The sequence below is a fragment of the uncultured Paraglaciecola sp. genome, assembly GCF_963977085.1.
Classification (GTDB): Bacteria; Pseudomonadota; Gammaproteobacteria; order Enterobacterales; family Alteromonadaceae; genus Paraglaciecola.
The window spans coordinates 113,970-140,102 of sequence record NZ_CAXBNC010000013.1 but is presented as its reverse complement, the minus strand read 5'-3'; the positions used below and the strand labels follow the sequence as shown (position 1 = coordinate 140,102).

The 26,133-nt window shown below is 40.6% G+C and carries 19 protein-coding genes; 10 read left to right on the top strand and 9 right to left on the bottom strand.

Annotated features, from left to right (window positions below; translation table 11 throughout):
- A partial coding sequence (locus tag AAC000_RS15370) for a hypothetical protein (RefSeq protein WP_339723795.1) occupies window positions 1-200 on the top strand: 200 nt, incomplete at its 5' end.
- A gap of 54 nt (window positions 201-254) precedes the next feature.
- Here the strand turns inward: AAC000_RS15370 and AAC000_RS15365 are convergent.
- From AAC000_RS15365 to AAC000_RS15350, 4 genes are all read right to left on the bottom strand, one after another.
- Complete coding sequence (locus AAC000_RS15365; RefSeq protein ID WP_339723794.1) at window positions 255-1,181, bottom strand: alpha/beta hydrolase; 927 nt, start codon at window positions 1,179-1,181, stop codon at window positions 255-257.
- Between the two features lie 111 nt (window positions 1,182-1,292).
- Window positions 1,293-3,092, bottom strand: coding sequence for an acyl-CoA dehydrogenase C-terminal domain-containing protein (locus AAC000_RS15360; RefSeq protein WP_339723793.1), 1,800 nt, complete (start codon window positions 3,090-3,092; stop codon window positions 1,293-1,295).
- A gap of 100 nt (window positions 3,093-3,192) precedes the next feature.
- Window positions 3,193-4,374: an acetyl-CoA C-acyltransferase gene (locus AAC000_RS15355; protein WP_339723792.1), complete on the bottom strand. Its 1,182-nt coding sequence runs from the start codon at window positions 4,372-4,374 to the stop codon at window positions 3,193-3,195.
- Window positions 4,375-4,430: 56 nt separating this feature from the next.
- Window positions 4,431-6,563 (bottom strand): 3-hydroxyacyl-CoA dehydrogenase NAD-binding domain-containing protein, encoded by a 2,133-nt coding sequence (locus tag AAC000_RS15350; protein ID WP_339723791.1) that lies wholly within the window; start codon window positions 6,561-6,563, stop codon window positions 4,431-4,433.
- 252 nt (window positions 6,564-6,815) lie between these two features.
- Between AAC000_RS15350 and AAC000_RS15345 the strand changes: the two genes are divergently transcribed.
- From AAC000_RS15345 to AAC000_RS15335, 3 genes are all read left to right on the top strand, one after another.
- On the top strand, window positions 6,816-7,727 hold the full coding sequence (locus AAC000_RS15345; RefSeq protein ID WP_339723789.1) for a haloalkane dehalogenase: 912 nt from the start codon (window positions 6,816-6,818) through the stop codon (window positions 7,725-7,727).
- A 32-nt stretch (window positions 7,728-7,759) separates the two neighbouring features.
- Window positions 7,760-8,518 carry an SDR family oxidoreductase gene (locus tag AAC000_RS15340; RefSeq protein ID WP_339723787.1) on the top strand — a complete coding sequence of 253 codons (759 nt, stop codon included), beginning with the start codon at window positions 7,760-7,762 and terminating at the stop codon, window positions 8,516-8,518.
- 227 nt (window positions 8,519-8,745) lie between these two features.
- On the top strand, window positions 8,746-10,395 hold the full coding sequence (locus tag AAC000_RS15335; protein ID WP_339723786.1) for a long-chain-fatty-acid--CoA ligase: 1,650 nt from the start codon (window positions 8,746-8,748) through the stop codon (window positions 10,393-10,395).
- 87 nt (window positions 10,396-10,482) lie between these two features.
- Here the strand turns inward: AAC000_RS15335 and AAC000_RS15330 are convergent, their stop codons facing one another.
- The gene (locus tag AAC000_RS15330) at window positions 10,483-11,343 is read right to left on the bottom strand and encodes a hypothetical protein (RefSeq protein WP_339723784.1); all 861 of its coding nucleotides are present in this window, start codon (window positions 11,341-11,343) and stop codon (window positions 10,483-10,485) included.
- A 254-nt stretch (window positions 11,344-11,597) separates the two neighbouring features.
- On the opposite strand from AAC000_RS15330, the gene AAC000_RS15325 reads away from it, so the two are divergent.
- The gene (locus tag AAC000_RS15325; protein WP_339723782.1) at window positions 11,598-14,180 is read left to right on the top strand and encodes a M1 family metallopeptidase; all 2,583 of its coding nucleotides are present in this window, start codon (window positions 11,598-11,600) and stop codon (window positions 14,178-14,180) included.
- Between the two features lie 225 nt (window positions 14,181-14,405).
- Window positions 14,406-16,460, top strand: coding sequence for an ATP-binding protein (locus AAC000_RS15320; protein ID WP_339723779.1), 2,055 nt, complete (start codon window positions 14,406-14,408; stop codon window positions 16,458-16,460).
- 49 nt (window positions 16,461-16,509) lie between these two features.
- Here AAC000_RS15320 and AAC000_RS15315 read toward each other — a convergent pair whose 3' ends face one another.
- From AAC000_RS15315 to AAC000_RS15305, 3 genes are read right to left on the bottom strand one after another with little or no spacing between them, the layout of a single operon-like run.
- Window positions 16,510-16,989: a TlpA disulfide reductase family protein gene (locus tag AAC000_RS15315; protein ID WP_339723777.1), complete on the bottom strand. Its 480-nt coding sequence runs from the start codon at window positions 16,987-16,989 to the stop codon at window positions 16,510-16,512.
- On the bottom strand, window positions 16,979-17,902 hold the full coding sequence (locus tag AAC000_RS15310) for a hypothetical protein (RefSeq protein WP_339723775.1): 924 nt from the start codon (window positions 17,900-17,902) through the stop codon (window positions 16,979-16,981). The genes AAC000_RS15315 and AAC000_RS15310 overlap by 11 nt, the downstream gene beginning before the upstream one ends.
- Window positions 17,903-17,915: 13 nt before the next feature.
- Complete coding sequence (locus AAC000_RS15305; RefSeq protein ID WP_339723774.1) at window positions 17,916-18,986, bottom strand: DUF3179 domain-containing protein; 1,071 nt, start codon at window positions 18,984-18,986, stop codon at window positions 17,916-17,918.
- Window positions 18,987-19,216: 230 nt separating this feature from the next.
- Here AAC000_RS15305 and AAC000_RS15300 point away from each other — a divergent pair, with 230 nt between their 5' ends.
- From AAC000_RS15300 to AAC000_RS15285, 4 genes are all read left to right on the top strand, one after another.
- Window positions 19,217-19,999 carry a transporter substrate-binding domain-containing protein gene (locus AAC000_RS15300; RefSeq protein ID WP_339723772.1) on the top strand — a complete coding sequence of 261 codons (783 nt, stop codon included), beginning with the start codon at window positions 19,217-19,219 and terminating at the stop codon, window positions 19,997-19,999.
- Between the two features lie 264 nt (window positions 20,000-20,263).
- Window positions 20,264-22,480 carry a TonB-dependent receptor gene (locus AAC000_RS15295; RefSeq protein ID WP_339723770.1) on the top strand — a complete coding sequence of 739 codons (2,217 nt, stop codon included), beginning with the start codon at window positions 20,264-20,266 and terminating at the stop codon, window positions 22,478-22,480.
- Between the two features lie 693 nt (window positions 22,481-23,173).
- Window positions 23,174-23,866 (top strand): aspartate/glutamate racemase family protein, encoded by a 693-nt coding sequence (locus AAC000_RS15290; RefSeq protein WP_339723768.1) that lies wholly within the window; start codon window positions 23,174-23,176, stop codon window positions 23,864-23,866.
- Window positions 23,867-24,141: 275 nt separating this feature from the next.
- Window positions 24,142-24,603, top strand: a complete 462-nt coding sequence (locus tag AAC000_RS15285; protein WP_339723767.1) for an Hsp20 family protein — start codon at window positions 24,142-24,144, stop codon at window positions 24,601-24,603.
- Window positions 24,604-24,887: 284 nt separating this feature from the next.
- Here the strand turns inward: AAC000_RS15285 and AAC000_RS15280 are convergent, their stop codons facing one another.
- A complete protein-coding gene (locus AAC000_RS15280; RefSeq protein WP_339723765.1) occupies window positions 24,888-26,132 on the bottom strand; it encodes an ABC transporter permease in 1,245 nt (414 codons plus the stop codon).
- Window position 26,133 lies beyond the last annotated feature (1 nt).

The following is a 26,133-nucleotide window of genomic DNA, read 5'->3' as shown; positions in this document are numbered from 1 at the left end:
AACGAACTTGGCTTCGGCCAGCGACACGTTCAACATGGTTGGTAAGTAGCATTCTCTTTAAACAGAAAGTAGCTTACCTTAGGAATACGGCCTCTTTTGAGGCCGTTTTTTTATGGGTGAATATAAAAAAAGTAACCTCAGCGACTAAGAAAGGTACAGAGAACTCAACACCCATCACTTTTACCTCTGCGCTTCTATGAACCCAGCGTTCTGTGTGCGGCACCCGACTCGAAGCAACCAAAGTGCCCAGTGGTTCAAATGCTTTTAGTGGTTTTAAGAAAATCATCCATTGCGTGATTCACTTCATTTGGTAATTCATGTTGCAACCAATGGCTAGCATTAGCAAATCGTTTAATCCGCACATTGGGCACATACTCCTCTACCCCATCCACATTCTGCTTCACAAAAGCTTGATCTTGTTCACCCCACAATATTAGCGTTGGGCAAGTGATACGGATATTAGGTATTTTCATTTGGGCTGCGGCTACTACTGGTCCATTAGCATTAGTCGTTGCTTTCTCAGATGGGGCTAATTGAGGCATAGCTCGATAATATTGCAACATACCATTAACCGCACCGGGCTGAGACCAAACCTGCTCATAAGCCTGTTGCTGCGCTTCATCTAACGCGCCCTCTCGCATACCAGCAAATATTTTCTCTTTGAGATATTGGAAATGATTGGCCGTTAGTTTTGCCTCGCCGTCTGGCGCAATTAATTCATGAATATATTCACTTTTTTGGCGTTGCTTGGGGTTAGTTATCATTTCACGCGTAAAAATGCTTGGATGCGCCGCATTCAGTATGACCAGCTTCTCGATAAGCTGAGGAAAAAATGCAGTAAGTGGCCAGGCTATTGCTCCGCCCCAATCGTGGGCCACTAAAATAACTTTTTCTTGTGATGCCACACTTTGAATAAATTTAGCCATAAACTGAATGAGGTTAGGCACTGCAAAAAATGACTGCTGTTGAGGTTTATCACTTAAATTGTAACCTGGTAAATCAGGGGCAATAACCCGATAATCTTTAGAAAAATACGCTAACTGTGCATGCCAAGTGCCCCAGTATTCTGGGAAACCATGCAAAAAGATAATGGTCTGCCGTGGCGGACGACTGGTGTTTTGATCCCCAGCTTCAACATAATGGAGAGAAACGCTTTCAATAGCGATTGTGTGATGTTTCATGGCTATGCTCACTTATTTACTCAAAAAAAAAGCGGACAATCTACATTGTCCGCTTTTTTTATTTCCCTGCTTAGCTTCTTATAATATTAAAAGGGTCACCCCCAAAAAAGCTTAAACAATATTGAACTGTTCTTCTTCCATGTTCATTAAATTATCTGCACCGGATTCCATTGCAGATACTAAAGAACGTGTGCGAGTTAATAAACGATCAAAATAAAATTTAGCGGTATGCAATTTCGCTTTATAAAATTCTGGATCGCCTGTGCCCTCATCAAGTTTTTGTTGCGCTACAACAGCCATTTTAAGCCAAAAATACCCAACCACAACGTAACCGGAGTACATCAAATAATCAACTGAAGCAGCACCTAGTTCTGCAGGGCTACTCGCTGATCTTTGCATAATGTCTTCAGTAATTTGGTGCCATTCATCACAATGTTTATCAATACTGTTAGACCAAGCATTAAACTGGCTTTTATCACGAATACTCTTACAGTATTCTTTGACTTCGTCAGTAAATAAATTTAATAACTTGCCTTTGGATCCAACCACTTTTCTGGCTAATAAATCAATTGCTTGGATACCTGTTGTGCCTTCGTACATTGTACAAATACGGGTATCACGAGCTAGTTGCTCCATACCCCATTCAGCTATAAATCCGTGACCACCAAATACCTGCATACCATAACTTGTGGATTCTTGAGCCGTTTCTGTGAGGAATGCTTTAACAATAGGTGTTAACAAGGCTAATTTTGATTCTGCTAATTTTTTAGCTGCTTCATCTTGGCTAGCTTGAGTCACATCCACCAACTTCATGGCGTAGATAGCTAACGCTCTATTACCTTCAGCGAAGGCTTTTTGAGTCAACAACATACGACGTACATCAGGGTGGTTAATAATGGGATCTGCTGGACCGTTAGGGTTTTTAACACCTGTCATGGCTCTAAATTGCAAACGATCTTTGGCGTACGCTAATGCGCCTTGAAAAGCCGCTTCAGAGGCAGATAAACCTTCTAAACCTGTGCCAATACGCGCCGAGTTCATAAAAGTGAACATACAGTTAAGCCCACGGTTTTCGGTACCTACTAAATAACCTTTGGCGCCATCAAAATTAATCACACAAGTTGCCGATCCTTTGATACCCATTTTGTGTTCGATGGACCCACAAGAAACTGCATTTCGCTCTAATTTTTCGCCTTCGGGACCTGCGTGGAATTTAGGTACCACAAACAAAGAAATACCTTTAGTACCACTTGGTGCATCGGGTAAACGTGCAATAACGATATGTACGATATTTTCAGACATATCATGCTCACCAGCCGAGATAAAAATCTTGGTTCCTGTGAGGCTGTAACTGCCATCCGCATTGGGTTCGGCTTTACACTTCAGCATCCCCAAATCAGAGCCACAATGAGGTTCAGTCAAACACATGGTGCCAGTCCAACTGCCACCAACAAGATTATGTAAAAACATTTTTTGTTGTTCAGGCGTACCGTGCTCTTTTAAAGTTTCAATACAACCTTGACTCAAACCCGGATACATTGCCCAAGAGTGATTCGCTGATGAAAACCATTCTGCCATCACACTGTTTAACGAATAAGGCAGTGCTTGACCGCCAAATTCTTCAGGATGTGTCATCCCTGTCCAGCCACCGTCAACATATTGTTGGTAAGCGTCTTTAAAACCAGTAGGTGTGGTCACTACTCCATCTTCCCACTTACACCCTTCTGCATCACCGCTGGCGTTGATGGGTGCTAAGACATTTTCGGCAAATTTAGCCGCTTCTGAAAAAATGGCTTCAACCATATCTGGGGAGGCATCGGTAAACCCCAAATCTGCATAATGCTTTTCATAACCTAATAATTCGTTCATCACGAATAAGGCTTCTTTTTGTGGGGCCTTAAAATATTGCATAACGTACCTCTTAACTCTTTTACTTATTTTTTATCTGTCACTTTTTTCGGATCTTTCCGCTAGGAGCACATTGCTCCTAGCGCGTCACTAGATGCGTGTTTTAGTAAACTTCGAATAAACCTGCAGCACCCATACCACCACCAATACACATAGTACAAACCACATATTTAGCACCACGACGTTTACCTTCAATCAAGGCGTGACCAACCATACGTGCGCCACTCATGCCGTAAGGATGACCTATAGAAATAGCGCCACCGTTTACATTTAAAATATTGTCATCAATACCTAACTTGTCGCGGCAATATAACACTTGCACAGCGAAGGCTTCGTTAAGTTCCCATAAACCAATGTCGTTCATGGTTAAACCATGTTGCTTCAGTAATTTTGGAATAGCGAAAACTGGGCCAATACCCATTTCATCGGGTTCACAACCTGCAACCGCAATACCGCGATAGGCACCTAAAGGCGTGAGGTTTTGTTGTTCAGCCAGTTTACTGCTCATGATGACACTGGCAGATGCACCGTCAGACAACTGACTCGCATTACCTGCAGAGATCACACCACCTTCAATAACAGGTTTTAAGTTTTGTAAACCTTCTAATGTGGTTTCAGCGCGGTTACCTTCGTCTTTACTAAGCGTCACTTCTTGGAAGCTTTCTTCTTTAGTTTCACGGTCAATAATAACTTTAGTTGCAGTAACCGGAACAATTTCGTCATCAAACTTGCCTGCTTCCTGCGCCGCAGCTGTGCGCATTTGGCTTTGAAACGCGTATTCGTCCTGAACGTCACGCTTAATGCCGTAACGAGCGGCTACCACTTCAGCTGTCTGTAGCATAGGCATATAAATGTTTTTGTGCATTTTAGCCAAAGCGGGATCCACCATACGGTGAGTGTTCATCGCTTTGTTTTGCACCAAACTAATCGAATCTAATCCACCAGCAACCATGATGGGTACATTATCAGTAATGATATGTTTTGCGGCTGTGGCGATGGCATACATACCTGAGCTACATTGACGATCAAGGGTCATTCCAGATACTGAAGTAGGTAAACCGCCAGCAAGTGCAGCTAGTCGACCTATGTTCATACCGCCGCTACCTTGGGTTAACGCACTGCCCATAATGACGTCATCGACACTAGCGGGATCAATACCAGATTTTCTGACCGCTTCACGGATAGCATGGCCACCTAAACTTGGCGCTTCAAGATTGTTAAATGCACCTTTATAGGCACGGCCAATGGGAGTTCTTGCGGTTGATACTATGACTGCTTCTTTCATAAATTTCTCTTTTTAAATATTCTTTAATTCGTTAATAGTAAAGCAAATATCGATGACTATAAGTCAGCGAATCGTTTGCCTTGCTCTGCTAATTTTTTCAATAATGGCGCTGGTTCAAACCAGTTTTTACCGTGCTCGCCTAACTCGTCGCGATATTTACACATAGCGTCATACACAGTTTTCAAACCAATCTCATCGGCATACTGCATAGGCCCACCGCGATAAACAGGGAAACCATAACCATAGACATAAATCACATCGATATCGCTAGATTTAGCAGCAATACCTTCTTCTAAAATCAACGCACCTTCGTTGATCATAGGGAAAATAATTCGTTCGATAATTTCTTTATCGCTGATGTCTCGTTGCGCCACGCCTAAATCTGCAGCAACCTGTTTTGCTAACTCAAGCACACTTGGATCAGGAATGGGTTTACGGTTACCTGCTTCGTATAAATACACACCTTTACCAGCTTTTAGTCCTACTCTGCCCTGTTCCACTAGCTTGTCAGCTAAAACACAGTAAGTAGGATCATGCTTGATAAATTCACGGCGTGATTCGCGTACAAAAGCACCGATGTCCTGCCCCGCCATATCACCCATAGTGAAAGGCCCCATAGGCAAACCAAAGTCGTAAATAACTTTATCGATATGTTCTGGCGTGCCACCTTCAAGCATCATGCGATTTGCTTCACGGCCATATGTTTCGATCATGCGATTACCCACAAATCCAAAACACACTCCAACAAGCACAGCCACCTTGTTGATTTTCTTAGCCATTTTCATGGTAGTTTTAATGACTTCAGGAGACGTTTTACTGGTTTTAACCACTTCCAATAACTTCATCACATTGGCAGGGCTGAAGAAATGTAAACCAATCACATCTTCAGGGCGTTTAGTGGCCTCACCTATTTCATCAATATCTAAAGTTGAGGTATTAGAAGCCAAGATTGCACCAGGTTTACAGACTGCATCCAATGCTTTAAAGACTTCTTGTTTCACAGACATTTTTTCAAATACCGCTTCAATCACTAAATCCACATTACTTAATGATGCGTATTCAGTAGAGCCAGTTAATAATGCCATTCTGTCTTCAACTTGCTCTGCGGTGAGTTTGCCTTTTTTCGCTGAGTTTTCGTAATTTTTACGAATTAACGCCAAACCTTTGTCTAAAGCTTCTTGTTTAAGCTCAAGCATAATCACAGGAATACCCGCGTTAGCAAAGTTCATGGCAATGCCGCCGCCCATAGTGCCTGCGCCAATAATACCGACGGTTTTGATGTCTCTTACTGGGGTATCTTTGTTAAAGTCTTTCACATGAGAGGCGGCGCGTTCAGCAAAGAAGAAATGCTGCTGTGCACGTGCCTCTTTAGAGCGCATGCACTCCATAAACAACTCACCTTCGCGCACTAAACCTTGTGCAAAAGGTAATGCAACCGATGCTTCAACTGCTTGAATACAACGCTCAGGAGCAAAAAAGCCTCTGGCTTTTGTGGCTAAGCCTTGACGATATTGAGCAAATAACTCTTTAGGAGCCGTGCTTGCATCAATTTGCACATCACAGGTTTTCCGTACCTTGCTACCCTCTGCAATGACTTTTTCGCAAAACGCCAAAGCACTACTCAATAAGGTTTCAGGCGCATCTACTACAACATCAAACACGCCAGGTAACTTCTTAGCGGCAACAGGACGGCCAGAAACAATCATATCCAGCGCTTGCTGCACGCCCGCTAATCGAGGTAAACGTTGAGTGCCGCCCGCTCCAGGTAAAATACCTAGATTCACTTCTGGCAAGCCCACTTTATTAGAAGCAAAGGTCACTCTGTAGTGACAAGATAACGCCACTTCTAAACCACCACCAAACGCAGGGCCGTTTAACACTGCCACTACCGGCTTAGGTGAATTTTCAATTACATCTAACACTACAGGTAAGTTAGGCTCTAAATCGCCACCAGAAAACTCGCTAATATCCGCGCCGCCAGAGAACAAGTTTTGTTTAGATGAAATAACAATCACTTCAACTGACTCATCAGCAATGGCTGTATTTAAATGCTCGATTAATCCAACCCGTACAGATTTAGACAAAGCATTAACAGGGGGATTTTGCATCCATAACGCTGCAATTTTATTTGCAGATGGGGTTTCAATTAGCTCATAACCAACAGCAGCTTGTGATTCAATTTGACTCATATAGACCTCTTACCAGCTTAATATTTACCAACGGATACTAGGCTACCCGCCCTAATCATTCTAATTTATTGATTTTATACTGAAGAATAAGCAGGGATTATTAGCAATGAATTCAAAGTGAGAGCAATTAGCAGCGAATCTATTCATTAAATGGATAATTCTGCATTAGTCTGAGCAAGTTGACTTTTCGTGACGCATTTGATGTTCTAGACAACAAGTAGTTTACAAAATTATTACATCGAGAGACTTAGATTGCAGTATTTGACCACGCCTAAACACTGTTTTGAACCGATAACAGACTATTGTTACCCCCCTCACTTTTTGCAAGTAGATGATTGTGAAGGCGGTTCACTCAAACTCCACTATATTGATGAAGGCCCAAAAGACGCTGAGGTTGTTTTAATGCTCCATGGTGAGCCTAGTTGGTCATATCTATATCGTAAAATGATAGCGCCCGTGGTGGCAGCCGGTTATCGAGTCATTGCACCTGATTTAATCGGTTTTGGTAAATCAGACAAACCCACTGAAAGGAGCGACTATACCTTTCAGCGGCATCTAGATTGGGTACGCCAAGTTATCCTGCAATTGGACCTAAAGGACATCACTTTAGTATGCCAAGATTGGGGTGGCTTATTGGGGTTACGTTTGGTTGCAGAGCATGCAGATTTATTTGCACGAGTGTTGGCTGCCAACACTATGCTGCCTACTGGCGACCATGGTGCCAGTGACGCCTTTTTGAAGTGGCAAACTTTTTCTCAGGAAGTAGACGTGTTTCCTGTGGCTGGCATTATAAAAGGCGCCACTGTTAGCTCCTTAAGCCCTGACGTGTTAGCCGCCTATGATGCCCCATTTCCTGATGAAACCTATAAAGCGGGTGTAAGACAATTTCCTTTACTTGTGCCCACTACACCAGATAACCCGGCCAGCCAAGCCAACAGACTGGCATGGCAATCACTGCAACAATTCAACAAGCCTTTTATCACCGCATTTAGTGATTCAGACCCCGTTACAGCAGGAGGCGACAAAATTATGCACAAACTGATTCCTGGCTGTGAAGGACAAGCCCATACCACTATTGAGCAAGGCGGGCATTTCCTACAAGAGGATAAAGGCGAAGAACTCGCCAAAGTACTACTAAGCTTTATACATGCCAACCCACTTTAAATTTTTAGTTATAAAAGAACAGGAACCAATTAATGGATGAGTTATTAGATTTCAGCGGAAAAGTCGCCTTGATTACAGGTGCGGGCGGCGGTTTTGGTCGTTTATTAGCACAAGGTCTTGCCAAACGTGGTTGTAAATTGGTGATAAGTGATATCAACCAACAAAACCTAGATGTAACTTTGGCCTCCCTACCCGACCAAAACAACGCAATCGCGATGTTGTGTGATGTATCCAAAGAACAAGACTGTAAACAGATGGTTGATAGTGCACTAGAAAAGTTTGGACAGGTGGATATTGGTGTCAACAATGCGGGCATTGCCCACGAAATGACACCTTTACATCAATTGACTGAAGACACTATGCACAGCCAATTTAACGTCAACGTCAATGGTGTGTTGTTCGGAATGAAATACCAAATTGAGGCGATGCTTAAACAAGGCGAAGGCCATGTGTTGAATATCAGTTCTTTAGCTGGTTTAGGTGGCGCCCCTAAAGGTGGCGCCTATGCAGCTGCCAAACATGCGGTTGTAGGTTTAACCAGAACCGCCGCAGTGGAATACGCCAGAAAAGGCGTGCGCTGCAATGCAATTTGTCCTTTTTACAGCCCTACCGCTATTTTAGGTGAACTTGCTTCAGAGGAAGGTCAAGCACAGTTGGCAAGAGGTACACCTATGAAGCGGTTATCTAATCCTCAAGAAGTGGTGAACGCCATGTTGTTAATTTTGTCGCCGGGTAATTCTTATATGACTGGGCAAACCATAGCGATAGATGGCGGTGTGACCGCTTGGTAAGAAAAAGTTGCGAGCTGGTAGCTACGAGCTCAGAAATACAAAAATAACTCTTACCACAGAGGACACAAGGAGCACAGAGCACACAAAGAGCACACAAAGAGCACAGAGAAAAGACATGTAGGTCTTAACAATCTAGTCGCTTTTCTCTGTGTAGCGCAGCGCTCTGTGTTCTCTGTGGTTCGAACGCTTTGTACTTTTATAGATACAGATAAATTAAAGGAAAACATATGCAAGCCTTGATGATGAATACCCAGTTAATGATCTCTTCCATACTCAGACACGCGGACAAGAACTTTCCGGATTCAGAGATTGTTTCTGTCACAGCAGATAACCCTAGACATAGGCATACCTATAAAGATTTTGCTAATCGTAGTCGTCAGTTGGCTAATGCTTTAGTCGAGTTAGGTGCTAAGTTTGGTGATCGTATTGGTACCTTAGCGTGGAACGATTATCGCCATCTTGAACTGTATTATGGGGTATCCGGTAGTGGCATGGTGTGCCATACAATCAATCCTAAATTGTACCCCGAGCAAGTGACCTACATTATCAATCACGCTGAAGACAGATTTATCTTTGTTGATTTATTAGTAGTTCCTTTGCTAGAGGCGTTAAAAGACCACCTTCCTAAAGTCGAGGGTTACATCATTTTAACCGATGAAGCCCATATGCCCGCTACAACTTTGCCAAACGTGATGTGTTACGAAACTCTATTGAGTAAGCAGTCTACTGCCTTTGAATGGCCTGAGTTTGATGAAAACACTGCCAGCGCTATGTGTTACACCTCAGGTACAACTGGTAATCCTAAAGGTGTAGTTTATAGCCATCGCTCTACGGTATTACATGCATTAGGTGGAAGTATGCCTGACGTGGTTGCGGCTTCTTACAAAGAAACCACTCTACCCATAGTACCTATGTTCCATGTTAATGCATGGGGAGCACCTTATGCGTCATTAATGGCAGGTTCGAAGATGGTGATGCCTGGGCCTAAAATGGCCGATGGTGAATCACTGCAAAACCTAATTGAAACCGAAAAAGTGACGTTTAGTTCAGGGGTACCTACCATATGGTTGGCACTACTCGATTATCTGGAAAAAACCGGTAAAACCATTCCTACTATGACCCGTGTCAGTGTTGGTGGTGCGGCTTGTCCTAGAACTATTATCGAACGTTTTAAGCATCTGCATAATATAGAAGTGATCCAAGGCTGGGGCATGACCGAAACGAGTCCTCTTGGTACTATATTCTGCAAAAAAGCTGGCATGGATGATTTGACTGATGAAGAGTTAATCGATTTACAATGTTTACAAGGCCGCGGCGTATTTGGTATTGAAATGCGTATAGTCGATGACAACAATCAAGAGTTGCCCTGGGACGGCGTGGCATTTGGTGCCCTTAAAGTCCGAGGCCCTTGGGTAGCCAGTGGTTATTATGGTTTGTCACAAGTACCTGGCTCAGAAGGATGCCCAGTGGATGAATTGGGTTGGTTTGATACGGGTGACGTAGCGACAATTAACCCCCAAGGTTATATGCAAATTACCGATCGCACCAAAGACGTTATCAAAACCGGTGGAGAATGGGTCAGTTCAATAGAAATTGAAAATGCCGCTGTTAGTCACCCAGATGTTGCCGAAGCTGCTGCCATAGGGCGTTATCACCCCAAATGGACTGAGCGTCCATTATTAGTTGTAGTACGCCAGGCTGGTGCAAATGTTACAACTGAACAAATGTTAGAGTTTTTACAAAACAAACTACATAAACTATCAATGCCAGATGATGTTGTGTTTGTTGAAGAACTCCCGCATACCGCTACAGGCAAGCTCAATAAATTGGCTTTGAGAAAAACCTTAGAGGATTATGCGTTTCCTATTACAGCATAAGCAAATACTGACCTAGGCGTTTTCAGCGCCTAGGTTTACCTTAGTTAGTCCCTTTCTATATTCCGCTATTAGTTTTCACCTTTGATTTTATAAGTTTGAATCAACTTTCATTTTGGCAAATTCTTTAAAAAATGCGTTTTCATCTGTGAGTGTTTCAAAACCAAAGATCCAGCAGATTTCAGCGACATCAGAAAAATCAATGCCACCATCGGCAATGGCGGGATTATTGTAACGACCTGCAACACCGTTATATTGATTGGCAACAGAAATGGCTAACTCCCAAATGGAAACGAGTCGCGGATCTTTGATATAAGTACGCCAATCTGGCATTTGCTGAGACTTAAATCCGGGGGTACCGTTATCTTTAGCGTTGCCATCAGGAATTTTAAAATAAGCAGAGTTTGCTTTTGTATACGCTAAATCCGCTGGATTGGTGGAATTTTCATTCCAATTGCTGTGTTGTACTACCTTTATCCTGGTTGTTGTATCTAGATTGGGATGTTGTTGTTTTATGGCACGAATTACATCAGCAGTAAAATTAGACTGCCCTGCTTCGGCGATCCAGATGTTTCCTGAAAGCGCTAAGGTTTCTGCCACTTTAGTAATCACAAATGTTAGCGACTTATCATATTGGGTATGCGCGTTAACCCATCTTCTTTCAAAAGATAACTCAAATAATTTCGAAGCTGGGACATATAAGCCCTCTTGATCACCATAAGCGCCAGCAACAGCATAAAATTTTACCTTTTGAAATCTTTCATCTGCAAGCATTGTTGCAGTTGCTGCAATTGAATGGATATCATCAACGTCTGTTTTACTGTCGAATTGTGCCAGTAGCAGATCTTTTTCAATATTAAATTGTCCTAACTGTCCTCCCTTTTTTGCCTCTACTGTGGTTGTCAAAAAGACTAAAACAAATGTCGAAAATATAAGTTTGAATGCCGCCATGCTTACTCCAAAAAATGTATGCGGTGTTTGCAAATGAGGTAATCAGCATAGGCTGCCTTAAGTGAGGGATCAATGAATTCGGATAACATCCCAAAAAACGTAAAAGCAAAAAGAAAACCAATACATTTGACTACCAATAATGCTTTGTACACATTTGTTAACCTTTTCTATATTGCTTTTTTTTAAAATGTAATTAGGGTGCGTCCATTAAAATCACTGTACTCACTATAAAAATATACTTCAGGAAAAACCTTATGAAGCTTACACATCTATGTTCATGGCTTTTGCTAAGTGTGACAATTTCAGTCACTAGCTATGCCAAAGACACTGCGTTTCGATTATCCACTTTTATTAAACCTAGCTTTCAGCAGATTACCTTAAAGATTGATCCAGACAGCCCCACATTTAGTGGTGAAACCACCATTACAATTGATGTGACAAAGGCCACAGATACCATTGGCTTTTACCAAAAAGATCTCAACATTCAACAAGCTTACTTAAGTCAAGGTGATAGCAAAATTCCCCTTGCCGTGACGTCCCACGACTATGAAATTCAACAGGGTAAAGCGAGCCAAAATATAGCGGCCGACCGTTACCATTTGCATATTGTATTTGATGGAAAATTCAATACCGCATCAGATGGCATGTATTTATCAAAGTTTGAAGGCCTCAACTATGTCTTTACACAATTTGAAGATATGTATGCACGACGTGCTTTTCCGAGTTTTGATGAACCTAGCTTTAAGATTCCTTATCAAGTCACAATAACCTCTCCTGAAAAACACACTGTATTGTCTAATACCTTAGTGAAAAAGCGCACTGTCAAAGATGGCTGGCAAACAGTAGAATTTAACAAAACTAAACCTATGCCGACTTATTTAGTGGCGTTGGCTGTGGGGGAATTGGACGCTTACGATATCCCAAATTTAAGTGTCCCAGGAAAAATATACACACCCAAAGGACAGGCACAACGCACTAAGTTTGCAGCCAAACATACTGCTGGAATTTTGCAAAACCTAGAAAGTTATTTTGGTTCGCCTTATCCCTACGAAAAGTTAGATTTTGTAGCTGTGCCTAACTTTACTTTTGGAGCCATGGAAAACGTTGGTCTAGTGACCTATCGCAGTAGTTTGTTATTGCTAGAAGACGAACCTCGCTTAGCAGAGCAAAGTGGCACATTAAGTGTGATTGCCCATGAATTAGCACATATGTGGTACGGGAACTTAGTCACCATGGCTTGGTGGGATGACCTTTGGCTAAACGAAGCGTTTGCTTCTTGGATGGCCAGTAAAGTGATGATGGATTTATATCCAGAGCAAAACGTCAAAGGCCAATTGGTGCAAGAAGGAGCCTTTGGAGCCGACGCTAGCCCTACAGTAAAACCCGTTAAAAAAGTGGTGAAAAGCCAAACGGATGTAATGGATGGTCTTGGCTTAAATTACAGTAAAGGCGAGTCTATTTTACAACTGATTGAATCCTTAGTAGGTGAAAAGTCCTTCCAGAAAGGTATTCAAACCTATATGAAAAACAACGCATTTAAAAATGCCCAAGCTGACGACCTTTGGAAGGTACTATCCACTGTAGCTCAATTCGATGTTCCGGCTATGATGAAAACTTACCTCGAACAACCAAGTTATCCATTGGTCGAATTTACAGCAAATGGTGAAGTTAGCCAATCTCGCTATCATCTAAAAGGTGCAGAAGTACAAGAGCAAACTTGGATTGTGCCACTTGCCATTAGTTATAAGAAAAACGGTAAAATATCTCGTACTAATTTGTTCCTCAATTCTGCTAAAACAACAATCAGTGATCTTGCTGAAGCAGATTGGATTTTCCCTAACGAAAATGCCATGGGTTATATGCGCTGGAAAGTTTCATCGAAACAACTTTTAGCCTTGCTTGACGACATATCAGTATTAAACCCCCGCGAAAAAAAGTCACTCCTGTACAATACAGAAGCCTTGTTTTCAGCGGGTGAAATCGAGTTAGGCGAAATGATGTCAGTTATGGATGCCTTAGTCGATGACAAAGATCCTATGGTTGGTAGAGCCGTTGTTAGCACTTTGAATGACTTTCTGTATCTAGTAGACAAAGATAACGAAGCCATGTTTGGTCAGTTTGCAGCTAAAAAACTTATGCCTTGGTTTGAACGCTTAGGCGTCGAAGATCAACCTAGTGACTCAACTGATACCACTCGTTTAAGGGGGGCTGTGTACGGTATTTTAAGTCGTTTTGCCAACACCCCAAAAGTAGAACAAGTCAGTGCTGAACTGGCCAACAAATATCTGAAAGATCCTACTAGTGTGCCCAGAAGCATTGCCACAAGAGCCTTGCGAAATATGGCACGTTTTAGTGACCAAGACTGGTATACCATTCTAAGAGACTTTTATGTGGCCAATACCGATGCCAATATTCGCGGTACAGTCAGCCGGGCGATGATTTTCACCGATGAGCAACAAATAGTAAAAACCTTAGACTTTGCTTTGTCTGATCATGTGAGCCCAGCCAACGCTATTACCAACGTTTATGCCGCAAAGAGTAGTTTAGATGATCAGACTCTATTTTATGCTTGGTTAGATAAAAACTTTGAAGCACTGTCGAAAAAAATGCCAGCCTATCACATTGCCAGAATGCCAGAATACTTCTCAACATCTTGTGATGCAGCCAACATTAAACTCGCAGAAAAATTCTATGCAGATAAAAAAGCAAACTTTGAAGGCATGGCTCGCAGCTATGATATAGCTATATATTCAGCCAAGCAGTGCTTATCATTAAAAGAAGCAAATCAAGCTAATTTTAATCTCTATTTGCAGCAAGCAACACAAAACGAATATTGACAGAATAGTTAATTCAAACATTAAAAACCGACACTCGTGTCGGTTTTTTTATGCTCGGATATTGATGTAAATAAACTTATTTGTATTCAAAGCAGTATATGTGAATCATGAAATTGAATTTGCAGTCGCTGATTTACACTATATAGTCAAGTATTACCGACCTAGACTAAAAATTATGTGCAATTTTAAATTAGGTAAGCATTTACTTGCAAAAGGAGTTTACAAATGATGCCAAACCTAAACGGGTTGTATCAAATCACCTCAAATAGTAATTTGTCTCACATGCAAAAAATGGATGCTTTGCTAGAATTTGGGCTGAGTTATTTTCAACTTGAGCTTGCTATTATTAGCCAGATAAAAGATGACAAGTACATTGTCCGTCATGGTCTATCTCCAGATAATTCTTTGCTAGTTGGCACCATTTTTCCCGTTGCCGAAACCTATTGTTTACATACCTTAGCAACCAACCAAGCTCTTTCTTTTCATCACGCAGGTAAGAGCCATATAGCCCAACACCCCTGTTATTTAAACTTTGGGTTAGAAAGTTACATTGGAGCCCCTCTTTTAGTAGAGGGAAATCGCTTTGGCACGATAAATTTTTCGGCAAGTGCTGCGCGAACACAACCCTTTAGCGAAGAAGAGCATGACTTTGTAGAGTTACTGTCACATTGGGTGGGCAATGAAATTGCCCGACATGAAAAACTGACGTTACTGCAACAACAACAAAAACAAATGGCGCGACAACAAGATATTTTGAAACAAATGGGGCAGTTGGCGGGTGTTGGCGCATGGGAAGTTGATTTAATTAATGAAAAAGTATACTGGTCAGATGAAACCAAAAGAATTCATGAAGTCGCCCCTGATTTCGAGCCTGCTTTAACAAGTGGCATAGAATTTTATAAAGCAGGAGAAAATCGAGAACGTATTACTATGTTAGTTAACAGAGTGATAGAACAAGGCGGCCATTTTTCTGGTGAATTTGAAATTGTGACTCAAAAAGGTAATGCAAGGTGGGTCGCGTCTAAGGGCAGAGCCGAATTTGAAAATACCCAATGTGTGAGATTAATTGGTGCTTTTCAAGATATCACTGAGCAGGTTAACTCTCGTGTGCAATTAGAAAATAGACACAAAGAACTGACTTTGGCACTTGAATCACGCAGTTTATTTTTAGCCAATATGAGCCACGAAATTCGCACACCTATCAATGGTGTTTTGGGCATGTTGCAGATATTAACCAGTACACCTCTTAATACTGAACAACAACACTTTTTAGGTTTAGCCAAAGACAGTGCAACATCATTACTGGGTATTATCAGTGATATTTTAGATTTTACTAAAGTTGACTCTGGCCAGTTAACACTAGAAAAACTGCCCGTAGATCTCCATCAATTACTGACAAATTGTGTCGATATTTTTAATCCATTGGTAAAGGAAAAATCTTTAGAGGTAACTAAAAGGTTTGATTCAATTCAAAATATTCACGCCATCACTGATCCAACACGGCTTCGCCAAATTTGTTCTAATTTACTTTCAAATGCGATTAAATTTACGCCCCAAGGCCAGGTTATCATTTCAACTGAACTCAAGATGCAGGATGACAATCAGGCCACTTTAACCATTAAAGTGCAAGATACCGGAGTGGGGATTTCTACTGAACAGCAAACCCTGCTATTTTCTCCCTTTAATCAGGCAGACAAATCTACTACTCGTAAATATGGTGGCACTGGACTTGGTTTATCTATTACTCGCAAAATTTGCCAGCTAATGGGTGGTGATGTAATAGTCGAAAGTGGCCTAAATAAGGGCAGTATATTCACGGCAAATATCAATATCGAAATATTCCAAAGTGAAACTCAAACTATCGACTCAGCTGATTTTGTGCCGGAAAAAGCAGATCTAAGTCACCTAAAAGTATTGATTGTTGAAGACAACGAAATCAATCAGGTGGTGATAGGTGAAATGCTTAAGCAGCGAAATATTAAATTTGACATAGTCAATGATGGTGTCGAAGCCTTAGGCATACTCGACCATGAAACTAAACACGGGCGCTTTTATTCGTTAATTTTAATGGATTGCCAAATGCCAAACATGGATGGTTACCAAGCGACACAACAAATTCGGCAGTTATCACCCCCTGTCGCCACTGTCCCCATTATTGCTTTGACCGCCAATGCCATGTCGGGGGAGCGTGACAAATGTTTTACCAGCGGCATGAATGAGTATTTATCTAAACCCGTTGATCAATCGGTATTGTATTCAATGCTAGAAAAGTTTGCCTAAGGTTTACTTTCGGCTAAATATCTAAAGCGGTTTGACTCTAAAACATAATCTATTTTGACAATAGTTTTTGGATTATGGTTTTTAACTTTACTGCATCAGTATCTTGAAAACCGACGTGCCGGTAATGTATATCTCCATCTTGATTAATAATAAAAGAAAAAGGTAATACAGAAGCCCCGTACATCTTGGCGACGTCTAAATTTTCATCATAACCTATGGGGAAATCAAGCTGAAACTTTTGTGCCATTAAAAGTCCATCTGCTTTATCTTCATCAACATTAACTGACACTACAACAAAATCATCGCCTAATTCTTGATGCCATTTTTTAAAAAGGGGTAACGCTTTAGCGCAACTACTGCACCAAGATGCCCAAAAGTCGAGATAGATTACTTTTCCATGATAGTCATTCAGTGTGATCACGCGATTATTTTGTATATCGTGAAGTGAAAAGTTTTTGGCTTGAATTTGTTCTGCTTGAATACCCAAACTGAAAAATAACAAGCCGAAGTAAAAACATTTAAAGCGCATAACTAAAACTTAAGGTTGCAGCGCTAGAGGTAGTAAATTGTAAGGCACCGTCTAAATTTCGATAAAGAGGTATGCGAACACCTAAATTAACTGCTGACTTATCGTTTATTCGATATTGTACGCTGGGTATGAAATCCACCCACTCCCCCCCAGTATTCGGTATTGCATTACTATTTCGTTCATCAGCTTTAGTTGTTCTATAGCGAAGTTGCGCTACAAAACCCCAATTTTGCACCGTAGTATAACTGCCACCTATGTCGATATTAAATTCATTACCATTGGTATAGTTTCTATCGTTATCTTGGTTAAGGCTATAATTGCTAGACATAAAAACTTGAGTTTGTGCAGACTGATCAAACGCATAACCAAGGTATCCCCAAACTAAAGCGCTATAACTACCACTACTCGGCTGCATATCTTCAGACAAAGAAACACCATTTTGAGTGGCATTATCTTCACCCACAGGAATTTTTACGCCTGCACCAAATGCGTATTCCCATTTTGAAAATAAATCAATTTGTTGCGGTGTATATTTGAGTAAAACTAACCCATCCCCAATGCCTGAAGCGGCAGAACGACTGTTGCTACTACTGCCAATTTCTCGATAGTGGTCAATATAACTTAACATTGCGGAAACTGACCAATCCTTATTTATACCATAATCTACTTGGATAATAGTTGAGTCCGTTTCTCGTTTCCGATTTGTTTCATCATTAACTTCATCACTGCCAGAATAAAGTTTATTCATTTCGTGATGCTCATAAGTTACATTCAATAACCATTGATTCTTATCTACTGAAGCAGTATTCATGCTGTTTAATAATGGCACCCCAGCACAGCTACAAGTTGCGCTAACACCATTAAAACTGAAAGAAGCCAATCCTGTAAAAGTTATGATTTTGATAATGTTCATATTTCTCACAACCTTATTGATAAATGGGAGCGTCAGTATAAAAAGCTGCCCAAGCAAACCAATAAACGATATAGCTAAACGGAGAGACCAGTTGCTCACCAGCGCGAGGACCAGATACTGCCGTACCATTAATATCCCATAGATTATCTTCGTTATCGGACATAATAATAGGCAACTGATTATATACGGCACTAAATTCTAATACTGTGCCATCAGAAACTGTTCTTTCAAAAGCTAGCGCATATTTATCATCTTTACTGCCGGCAATAACAATAGCGGTATTCCTAATCGAATCATTGATAACCTCAAGGTCACTGGAAAATGCTGAAATATTATAGGCTTTTGTCGAAGACCCAACTTTTACACCTAAAACGCGTTCTTTTTTGTGTAATCTTGAATCATCATCATTTTCTACATTAAAAAGTAATTTGTCTCCTGTACGATAATTCCCATATGGATAATCGTCATAGTTACGGCTAAAACCGGTATTCTCGCTTAAAACTTGAGCTTGCGGATACATCAACTGAAACTTCTCCCAGGTTGTTTCAAATATGACTTTTTGTGTGGCAAACGTACCTTTCTTTGAACCATTTGCACTTTGCATCAACATTTGAGGCCAGTTACTACCGGTGTTTCTATCATAGAGGATCAAATTTGAGTTATATAAAAGTCCTGAAACGCCAAATTCGGTATCGCCTGTATCGTTATTAATGTCCCATGCCACTGCTGAACCTGTTAATGGACAATAACTTAAAACAAATTTTTCATTTTCAAGTGAATCATTAACCACTTCATGCCAATCTAGAATTTTGTGAGGGTAACCTTTTATCTTGTCACCAGATTTAATCCCTATGATTAAATCAGAAGCAAACATATAGGTTGTGTTGTCGATGCTTTGAAAGTTGGGTTGATCTAAAGAGGGGATCCCATCTTTACCTGGTCCGCCATCTTGAATGAAATTGGAGTCTATAGACCAGTCACTATTGGCATTATTATTTCCCCCATTCATAGTATTTTCGGTGGAACCTCCGCACGAAATAACAAAAAACACTGATAATACTAGTACAAATATCTTGCTTAGCATTTGAACGCACCCTTCCACTTGTTCTTCCATTAGTTGTGCCAATTAGACCGAGTGGTGCAAATTTTACTTTCAATATTGTTAGCGCCAACAAAGACTAAACCAACCCCAAGGGGATAAAATCAAGGCTATACCATTACCTCTAATGCCAACTAAGTGCGTGGATTGTTATCTATCTAAAATTTTTGTATATACTATCTATATGGATTTTATATTTGAAAGAACAAATTTAAATGTTTAGATCACTAATGACCGCACTTTTATTATTCTTTAGTAATTATGTTTATTCTGAAGAATTCGAATTTGTTGACTCTGTTTTTTGTCCTTTTATTTGTGATCCTAAAGTAGATGGAAAAGAAGGCTTTATCATTGACATACTCAGAGATGCCTTAGCCACTAAAAACCATACTTTTAACTTTACTATTGTTCCATACAAACGAGCACTAAGCATGGTACGCAGCGGCAAAGCACATGCATTGCCTGCCATATATTTCGAGGATGCCCCCGATCTTATTGTTGGCAAGTCGGTGATAGCAATTGGCAACAACCATTTTTTTGTTAGACCTGATTTTGATTGGAAATACACTTCTGAAGATAGTTGGGAAGAGGTCTCTTTAGGGGTTATTGACGGTTATACCTATTCTCATCAAAAATTTGATCAATACTTAGCAAAGCAAAAAACAATCCCAAATAGCAAAGTTATGTTTATAAGTGGAACCAATACTTATGAGCGATTGCTTACCTTATTAACAACCAAAAGAGTGGATGCAATATTAGACGATAACGCATATATCCAATACCAAATGAATGGATTTTCAAATAAAACTAACCTGCATCCCTTACCTCAGGTTATGAGTGCAGGCGCCTTATCAAAGGGCCAACATGTAGTCGCTTATAGTCCAAAACATCTTGAAATAGCTGAAACACTGATAGAGATAATTGACCCATTTGTCATAGATTTATATGCAACAGGCAAGATTAAAACTTACTTATCTCCCTATGGGATTACTGAGTGAACATTATTATGAGTGATGACAACCGCTAATGATTAATTTATCCAAAGGCTAAAAGATAATGACGACCTGACGTGTACTTAAGAACCATATAAAAAAATTCACTACCTGCTCCAATAAAGACTAAATTGCCAATTTTTATCACCACAAACATCTCTTATTAAGAATCATTTGCATTAAGATTATTCTTTATTTATCATCCGCACCACATAATAAAAGCCATTAACCATTTTATCCCTGATGGCTATTTAGCTAGGTAGTTAATTAATGAAAAAGAGCACGCTTGCAACCGCCATTTCTTTTGTCATATTGGCAAACAGTGCCTTTGCACATTCTCCAAAAGCAGCAGACGAAACAGTCACTATTTACGGCAACACAACCAACGCACAAGCAGCGACTGGTGCTGCGCAGTATATTGGTGAAGAAGAGTTAGCTAAGTTTGTTTACAGCGATATTCAAAGAGTTATTCGCCAGATCCCGGGCGTATCAGTTCAAGTAGAAGACGGCTATGGCTTACGCCCTAATATCAGTATCCGAGGCGTTGCAACTGAGCGTAGTGGCAGAATAACCTTACTTGAAGACAACATATTGATTGCTCCTGCGCCCTACTCTGCACCATCGGCTTACTACTTTCCTACTATGGGTCGTATGAGTGCCGTTGAGGTGGTAAAAGGCCCAGCCGCTATTACTCAGGGACCATACACTATTGGTGGCGCACTAAATATGGTGTCTACACCTATTCCAGAAACCCAAGGTGGGCAAGTTACATTAGAAGCTGCGCAAGATGCAACCTATCGTTTACACGCGAACCTTGGTGATAAACTCGACAATGGTTTTGGTTATCTAATTGAGGCCCACCAATGGCAATCGGATGGTTTTCAAGATATTGACCGCAGTGACAGTAATACAGGTTTGGATGTTACCGACTTAACGGCAAAGTTAGCTTATGCCCCTACCGATTCGGCCCACAGTGTTGAGTTAAAATTGCAAGTCACTGACCAAGATTCAGAGCAGAGCTATTTGGGCTTAACAGACGAAGACTTTCGCCAAAACAGTACCAGACGTTACGGTTTGTCTGAGCTAGATAATATTAGCACCGAACATAGCCAAGTCATTTTACGTTATGGTTACGAAATCAACCAAAACATGAACTTCACGACAACTATTTACAACAACCAACATGAACGTAACTGGTTTAAGACTGAAGGTATTGATTTGGACGGTAGTGAAAATGCTCAAGACTTTTCTAGCAGTAGTTGGTCCAATGTAATATCGGCGATCAATAATAATGAAAGCCTAAATGGCCTAAGCGTTAGTCAGCTGCAAGGGATTTTAGATGGTGATATCGATACTGCTCAAGGTAGCATTCAAATACGCTCTAATGCTCGTGAATACTTCTCTCGCGGCATTCAGTTTGGGCTATATTGGGATAAAACTGTGGGCGAAGTTAAACACCAACTAGAAGTGGGTGTTAGGTTACATGAAGACGAAGAAGACCGTTTACAACGCAACAGTACATATCAGCAAATTAATGGCCAATTACAACTCAATGACTTGGGTGAATTAGGTAATGCTGGGAATCGTGTACAAGAAGCCCAAGCATTAGCTGTACATATTTATGATCGTATCGAATTTGGCAATTGGGTATTAACACCGGGAATTCGTTTCGAAGATATCGAACAACAACGCACACGTTTCAACGACGGGGAAACACGTACTTTTCGTGACGATCGTGAAAACAATACTCAAGTTGTTTTACCGGGCTTAGGTGCGTTGTATAGTATTGATGAGAGTTTCACCTTAGTAGCCGGTGCACATAAAGGTTTTACAGCTCCCAGCAACTCGCCAGATGTGAGAGAAGAAGAAGCGATTAACTACGAATTTGGTTTTCGTTATGCTAACAACAACCTGAATGCCGAAGCCATTTATTTCCTAAGTGATTACGACAACCTATTAGGTGAATGCACCGCTTCTTCTGGTAGTGACTGTGAAATCGGCGATGCCTTTAATGGAGACGCTGCTACAGTCCAAGGTATTGAATTTGTTTTAAAAACTGAACTTACTGAGTTTAATGGCATAACAGTGCCCTTCAATATGACTTATACCTATATCGACAGTGAATTTGATACAGACATTGCCGACACTGCTTTTTTCGGCGATGTAAGTGCCGGTGATTCAATTCCTTACATTCCAGAAAACCAAGGACAAGTATCCCTTGGTTTAGAGGCGAACAATTGGTCAGCTTATATCAATGGAGTGTATGTTGATGAAGTATGTGTGAGAGCCTCTTGTGCTGAATTCGAAAAAACCGATGGCAGTTTTACTGTGGATATCAGTGGTAACTACCAATTATCTAACGATTTAAAACTTTTTGCTCGCATCGAAAACCTAACCGATGAGCAAGATATTGTGAGTAGACAGCCATACGGTGCTCGTCCTAATAAAACACGAACATTTTCTGTGGGTGCACAATATAGTTTTTAACATCACTTTTCATGAGTTAAATGCGTAAAAGGTTAATTATTTGAATCATGTTTAACTCATCACTTGATGCCTACTGCCGATTAAATAATCGGCAGTAGGCAGACGCAAGATTACAGTTGCTGCTTTCAAATGAGTAATATTTGCAACCCACGTTAGTATAACGTTGAAGGCATATGTTCCGCCATTAAAGGTGGTAACCAATTGAATCCCAAGGCGAGCTTGGTGAATACAATCCCACTATCGCCCCCTTTATAAAGCCCAGAAAAGTTAAATTATTGGAATTAATAACAATGAATGATTGGCATAGCACTGCTATCCACACTTCATAAACATGACGTAATTGTTAGAAAGTAAAGAAATCAGTGGCCATCGAACTGCTACTCGCTACTCAGCTTATGTGGCCGATTATGTTATGGAAACCAAGAATCCTCAAGCATGGTAGAGGCTTAATCATTGGTTACTACCAGGGTCAATCTAGTGTACAAGCCACTCATTTAATACCTGCCTAGCCTATCTAATTGTGTTTTTAAGGCAATGCTTAAAATTTGGCCATTCCCAAAGTGTTTTTGATCCTATATAATGACCTGTAAGTATTAATTTTTAGTGTTCTTTATGCCCGTTAATTGCGGGCATTTTTTTGTCTATTGGTTAATATACCCCCCAGTGATTTTTCAAACAGGTTTGTTTAAGACAATGAAAACTATCGGATTAATAGGTGGTATGAGTTGGGAATCAACCGCTAGTTACTACCAATTAATTAACCAAAATATCAAGCAACAGTTGGGTGGATTACATTCTGCAAAACTTGTTTTGGTCAGTGTAGACTTCGCAGAAATTGAAGCCTTACAACACCTAGGTGATTGGCAAAAAACCGCAGATATTTTATCTGATGCAGCTCAATCTCTAGAATCAGCAGGTGCTGATTTTTTTCTAATTTGTACTAACACTATGCATAAAGTGGCATCTCAAGTGTCAGAATCGGTCAATATTCCACTACTTCACATTGCCGATGCCACAGGTACTCAATTAGTTACAGATAAGATGACTAAGATCGGACTGCTAGGTACCAAATTCACTATGCAACAAGGTTTTTATAAAGACAGGTTAGCCAACAAGTTTTCTATTGATGTGTTAGTTCCCACCAAGCAAGAGCAAGAGAGTATTCATCGTATTATCTACCAAGAGTTATGCTTAGGAATTGTAAACCAGCAATCCCGGGAGCAGTATCTTGAAATCATTCAAAATTTAACCCTGCGTGGCGCGCAAGGGATCATTTTAGGCTGTACTGAGATAGGTCTATTAATAGATAAAAGCCATACAGAAAGTCAACTCTATGACACTACAGTTATTCATGCACAGGCAGCAGTGGTAGAATCACTAAAATAATTATAGATTTATTTTCTATAAAATTCAAACAGTTACATTTGAATTGCAATTTATTTTTGATTTAAATGTTGAAAAATACTTGAGTAACTACATATATGTTTTGTCGACGCCGAAAGGGTTGACACAGAAACATAGGAGATGTTTCTGCCGTGTTATCTAAGAGTAGACAACACACCCCATACTGGGTTTGGTGATAGGAAATCCATACCAAAACCGCCGCCGAATATTCGGGGCAACTTAACTTTTATATTGCTTAATTTACGAGGATATACACAATGCGTAACATCGATCTATCTCCACTTTACCGCTCTTTCATTGGTTTTGACCACTTGGCTTCAATGATGGACACGGCATCAAGAAACGAAAAACAATCTACTTACCCTCCCTACAATATTGAATTATTGGCCGAGGATAAATACCGAATTACTATGGCTATTGCTGGATTTGCTAAAGATGAAGTTAGCATAGAAGTCCATGAAAACACCTTACAGGTCATTGGCACTAAAGCAGCCAAAGATACGGATGACACTTCCACTAAAGAAGAACGTAAGTTCCTACACAAAGGCATCTCAGAGCGAAGCTTTGAACGTAAATTCCAACTAGGGGATCACGTAAAAGTATTGGCTGCTGACTTAGAGCATGGTTTATTACATGTTGATTTAGAACGTGTAGTACCAGAGTCGAAAAAGCCTAGAAAAATAGAGATTGGTAGTAAGCTCATCGAAAATAACGAATAGGCTTCAAAAAACTCTCCCTGTTTTTATGTGTTAAAAATAACGGCGCCTAGTGAGCGCCGTTTTTTATATTGAGGTGATTTCAATTTATTTTCGCTGCTTCACACTGTGCAGCGCTCGTTGCCCGACGCTCTGTAGTGAAAAACGTTTAATACTGAATAACTAAATAAAAAATTGCACCACACAGAGTACAGAAAAAGCAAAGCTTTGATTTCCATATTAAAGGAGTGGATTGGATGACAACGCAATAAGCTTACACTTTGAGATGACACTGTATAAGCGAATGACTATTCGTTACTTAACGCTTCAATGGGATTTAACTTAGACGCTTTAATAGCCGGTAGCATGCCAAATGTAATACCTATAAAACTACAGAAGCCCATGCCAAGCAACGCCCACTCATAGGGAATATTGGTGTCAAAACCAGTGACTGCCGAGGTGATATTACCCAATCCGAAACCAAGCAATATGCCAATGATCCCACCTAAATTACATAGTACAACGGCCTCAATTAGAAATTGAGTAAGAATATTACTCCTTTTGGCGCCCAATGACTTTCTAATTCCAATCTCCTTGGTACGTTCAGTTACAGATACCAACATAATATTCATGATACCTACGCCCGCCACTATTAAAGCCACAGTGCCCATAATAAACGCACCTATTTTGACGGGTTTGGTGGACTCATTAAATTGATCAATTTGACTCAAGCTAGTGAAATAATAAAAATTATCTGGATCATTATGTTTCAACCCTCGAATACGCCTAAGCACACTACGCGTTTCTTCAATGGCATCGTCTAATAATTCTGGGGTACGAGAATGAATAGTGACATTAGCGGAACGCTGAAAACCACGACCATCTACAAAGCCGTAGATTTGTGTATAAGTGGTGCCAGGGATCAGCGCTAACACCTCATAGGGGCCACCAAAAGCTGACTCTTTGGGTACAAAAGTACCAATCACTTCATATTTTGTGCCGTCTACCCTTATATTGTGACCAATGGGATCAGTAAACGGAAATAACTCATTAGCCAGGGCACTTCCTATTACCACCACTTTTCTGTGGGCGGCCATGTCCATATGAGAGATATTGCGACCATTAGCTATATAATGGGTATTATTTTCCGCATATTCTGGTGAGCCACCACACATCGCCACCATAGGTTCGGTGCTGTAGCCATTAAATGTCGCAACCTTGCCACCATCCCAAAATTCAGTCCCCACTAAATCCACTGATTGAACTTTATCCCGAATAGCTTGTGCTTCATCTAAAGTTACTGCGGGCCATTTCATCGCGGCTCGCCTTTGTTCATCACTTGAAAACCCATTAGGCCATTTTTGTACCTGAAAGGTTTGAGTACCTAAAACTGTCATCTCCTTTTCCATCGTTTTCTGCACCACAGAGATTGCTGTCATCACGCCAATGATTGACGCCACACCGAGAATTACACCGAATAAGGTTAAACTTGAGCGTAATTTATTACTGCGAATGGCTCCTAATGACATCACAAATGTATCGAATAAGCGCATT

What these genes read in the sequence shown, in the direction of transcription:
- AAC000_RS15300 (WP_339723772.1), top strand. Translation starts at nt 19,217, where the DNA reads ATGTTTAGATCACTAATGACCGCACTTTTATTATTCTTTAGTAATTAT.
- AAC000_RS15290 (WP_339723768.1), top strand. Translation starts at nt 23,174, where the DNA reads ATGAAAACTATCGGATTAATAGGTGGTATGAGTTGGGAATCAACCGCT.
- AAC000_RS15335 (WP_339723786.1), top strand. Translation starts at nt 8,746, where the DNA reads ATGCAAGCCTTGATGATGAATACCCAGTTAATGATCTCTTCCATACTC.
- AAC000_RS15280 (WP_339723765.1), bottom strand. Translation starts at nt 26,132, where the DNA reads ATGCGCTTATTCGATACATTTGTGATGTCATTAGGAGCCATTCGCAGT.
- AAC000_RS15360 (WP_339723793.1), bottom strand. Translation starts at nt 3,092, where the DNA reads ATGCAATATTTTAAGGCCCCACAAAAAGAAGCCTTATTCGTGATGAAC.
- AAC000_RS15320 (WP_339723779.1), top strand. Translation starts at nt 14,406, where the DNA reads ATGATGCCAAACCTAAACGGGTTGTATCAAATCACCTCAAATAGTAAT.
- AAC000_RS15365 (WP_339723794.1), bottom strand. Translation starts at nt 1,181, where the DNA reads ATGAAACATCACACAATCGCTATTGAAAGCGTTTCTCTCCATTATGTT.
- AAC000_RS15340 (WP_339723787.1), top strand. Translation starts at nt 7,760, where the DNA reads ATGGATGAGTTATTAGATTTCAGCGGAAAAGTCGCCTTGATTACAGGT.
- AAC000_RS15330 (WP_339723784.1), bottom strand. Translation starts at nt 11,343, where the DNA reads ATGGCGGCATTCAAACTTATATTTTCGACATTTGTTTTAGTCTTTTTG.
- AAC000_RS15315 (WP_339723777.1), bottom strand. Translation starts at nt 16,989, where the DNA reads ATGCGCTTTAAATGTTTTTACTTCGGCTTGTTATTTTTCAGTTTGGGT.
- AAC000_RS15325 (WP_339723782.1), top strand. Translation starts at nt 11,598, where the DNA reads ATGAAGCTTACACATCTATGTTCATGGCTTTTGCTAAGTGTGACAATT.
- AAC000_RS15350 (WP_339723791.1), bottom strand. Translation starts at nt 6,563, where the DNA reads ATGAGTCAAATTGAATCACAAGCTGCTGTTGGTTATGAGCTAATTGAA.
- AAC000_RS15310 (WP_339723775.1), bottom strand. Translation starts at nt 17,902, where the DNA reads ATGAACATTATCAAAATCATAACTTTTACAGGATTGGCTTCTTTCAGT.
- AAC000_RS15355 (WP_339723792.1), bottom strand. Translation starts at nt 4,374, where the DNA reads ATGAAAGAAGCAGTCATAGTATCAACCGCAAGAACTCCCATTGGCCGT.
- AAC000_RS15295 (WP_339723770.1), top strand. Translation starts at nt 20,264, where the DNA reads ATGAAAAAGAGCACGCTTGCAACCGCCATTTCTTTTGTCATATTGGCA.
- AAC000_RS15305 (WP_339723774.1), bottom strand. Translation starts at nt 18,986, where the DNA reads ATGCTAAGCAAGATATTTGTACTAGTATTATCAGTGTTTTTTGTTATT.
- AAC000_RS15285 (WP_339723767.1), top strand. Translation starts at nt 24,142, where the DNA reads ATGCGTAACATCGATCTATCTCCACTTTACCGCTCTTTCATTGGTTTT.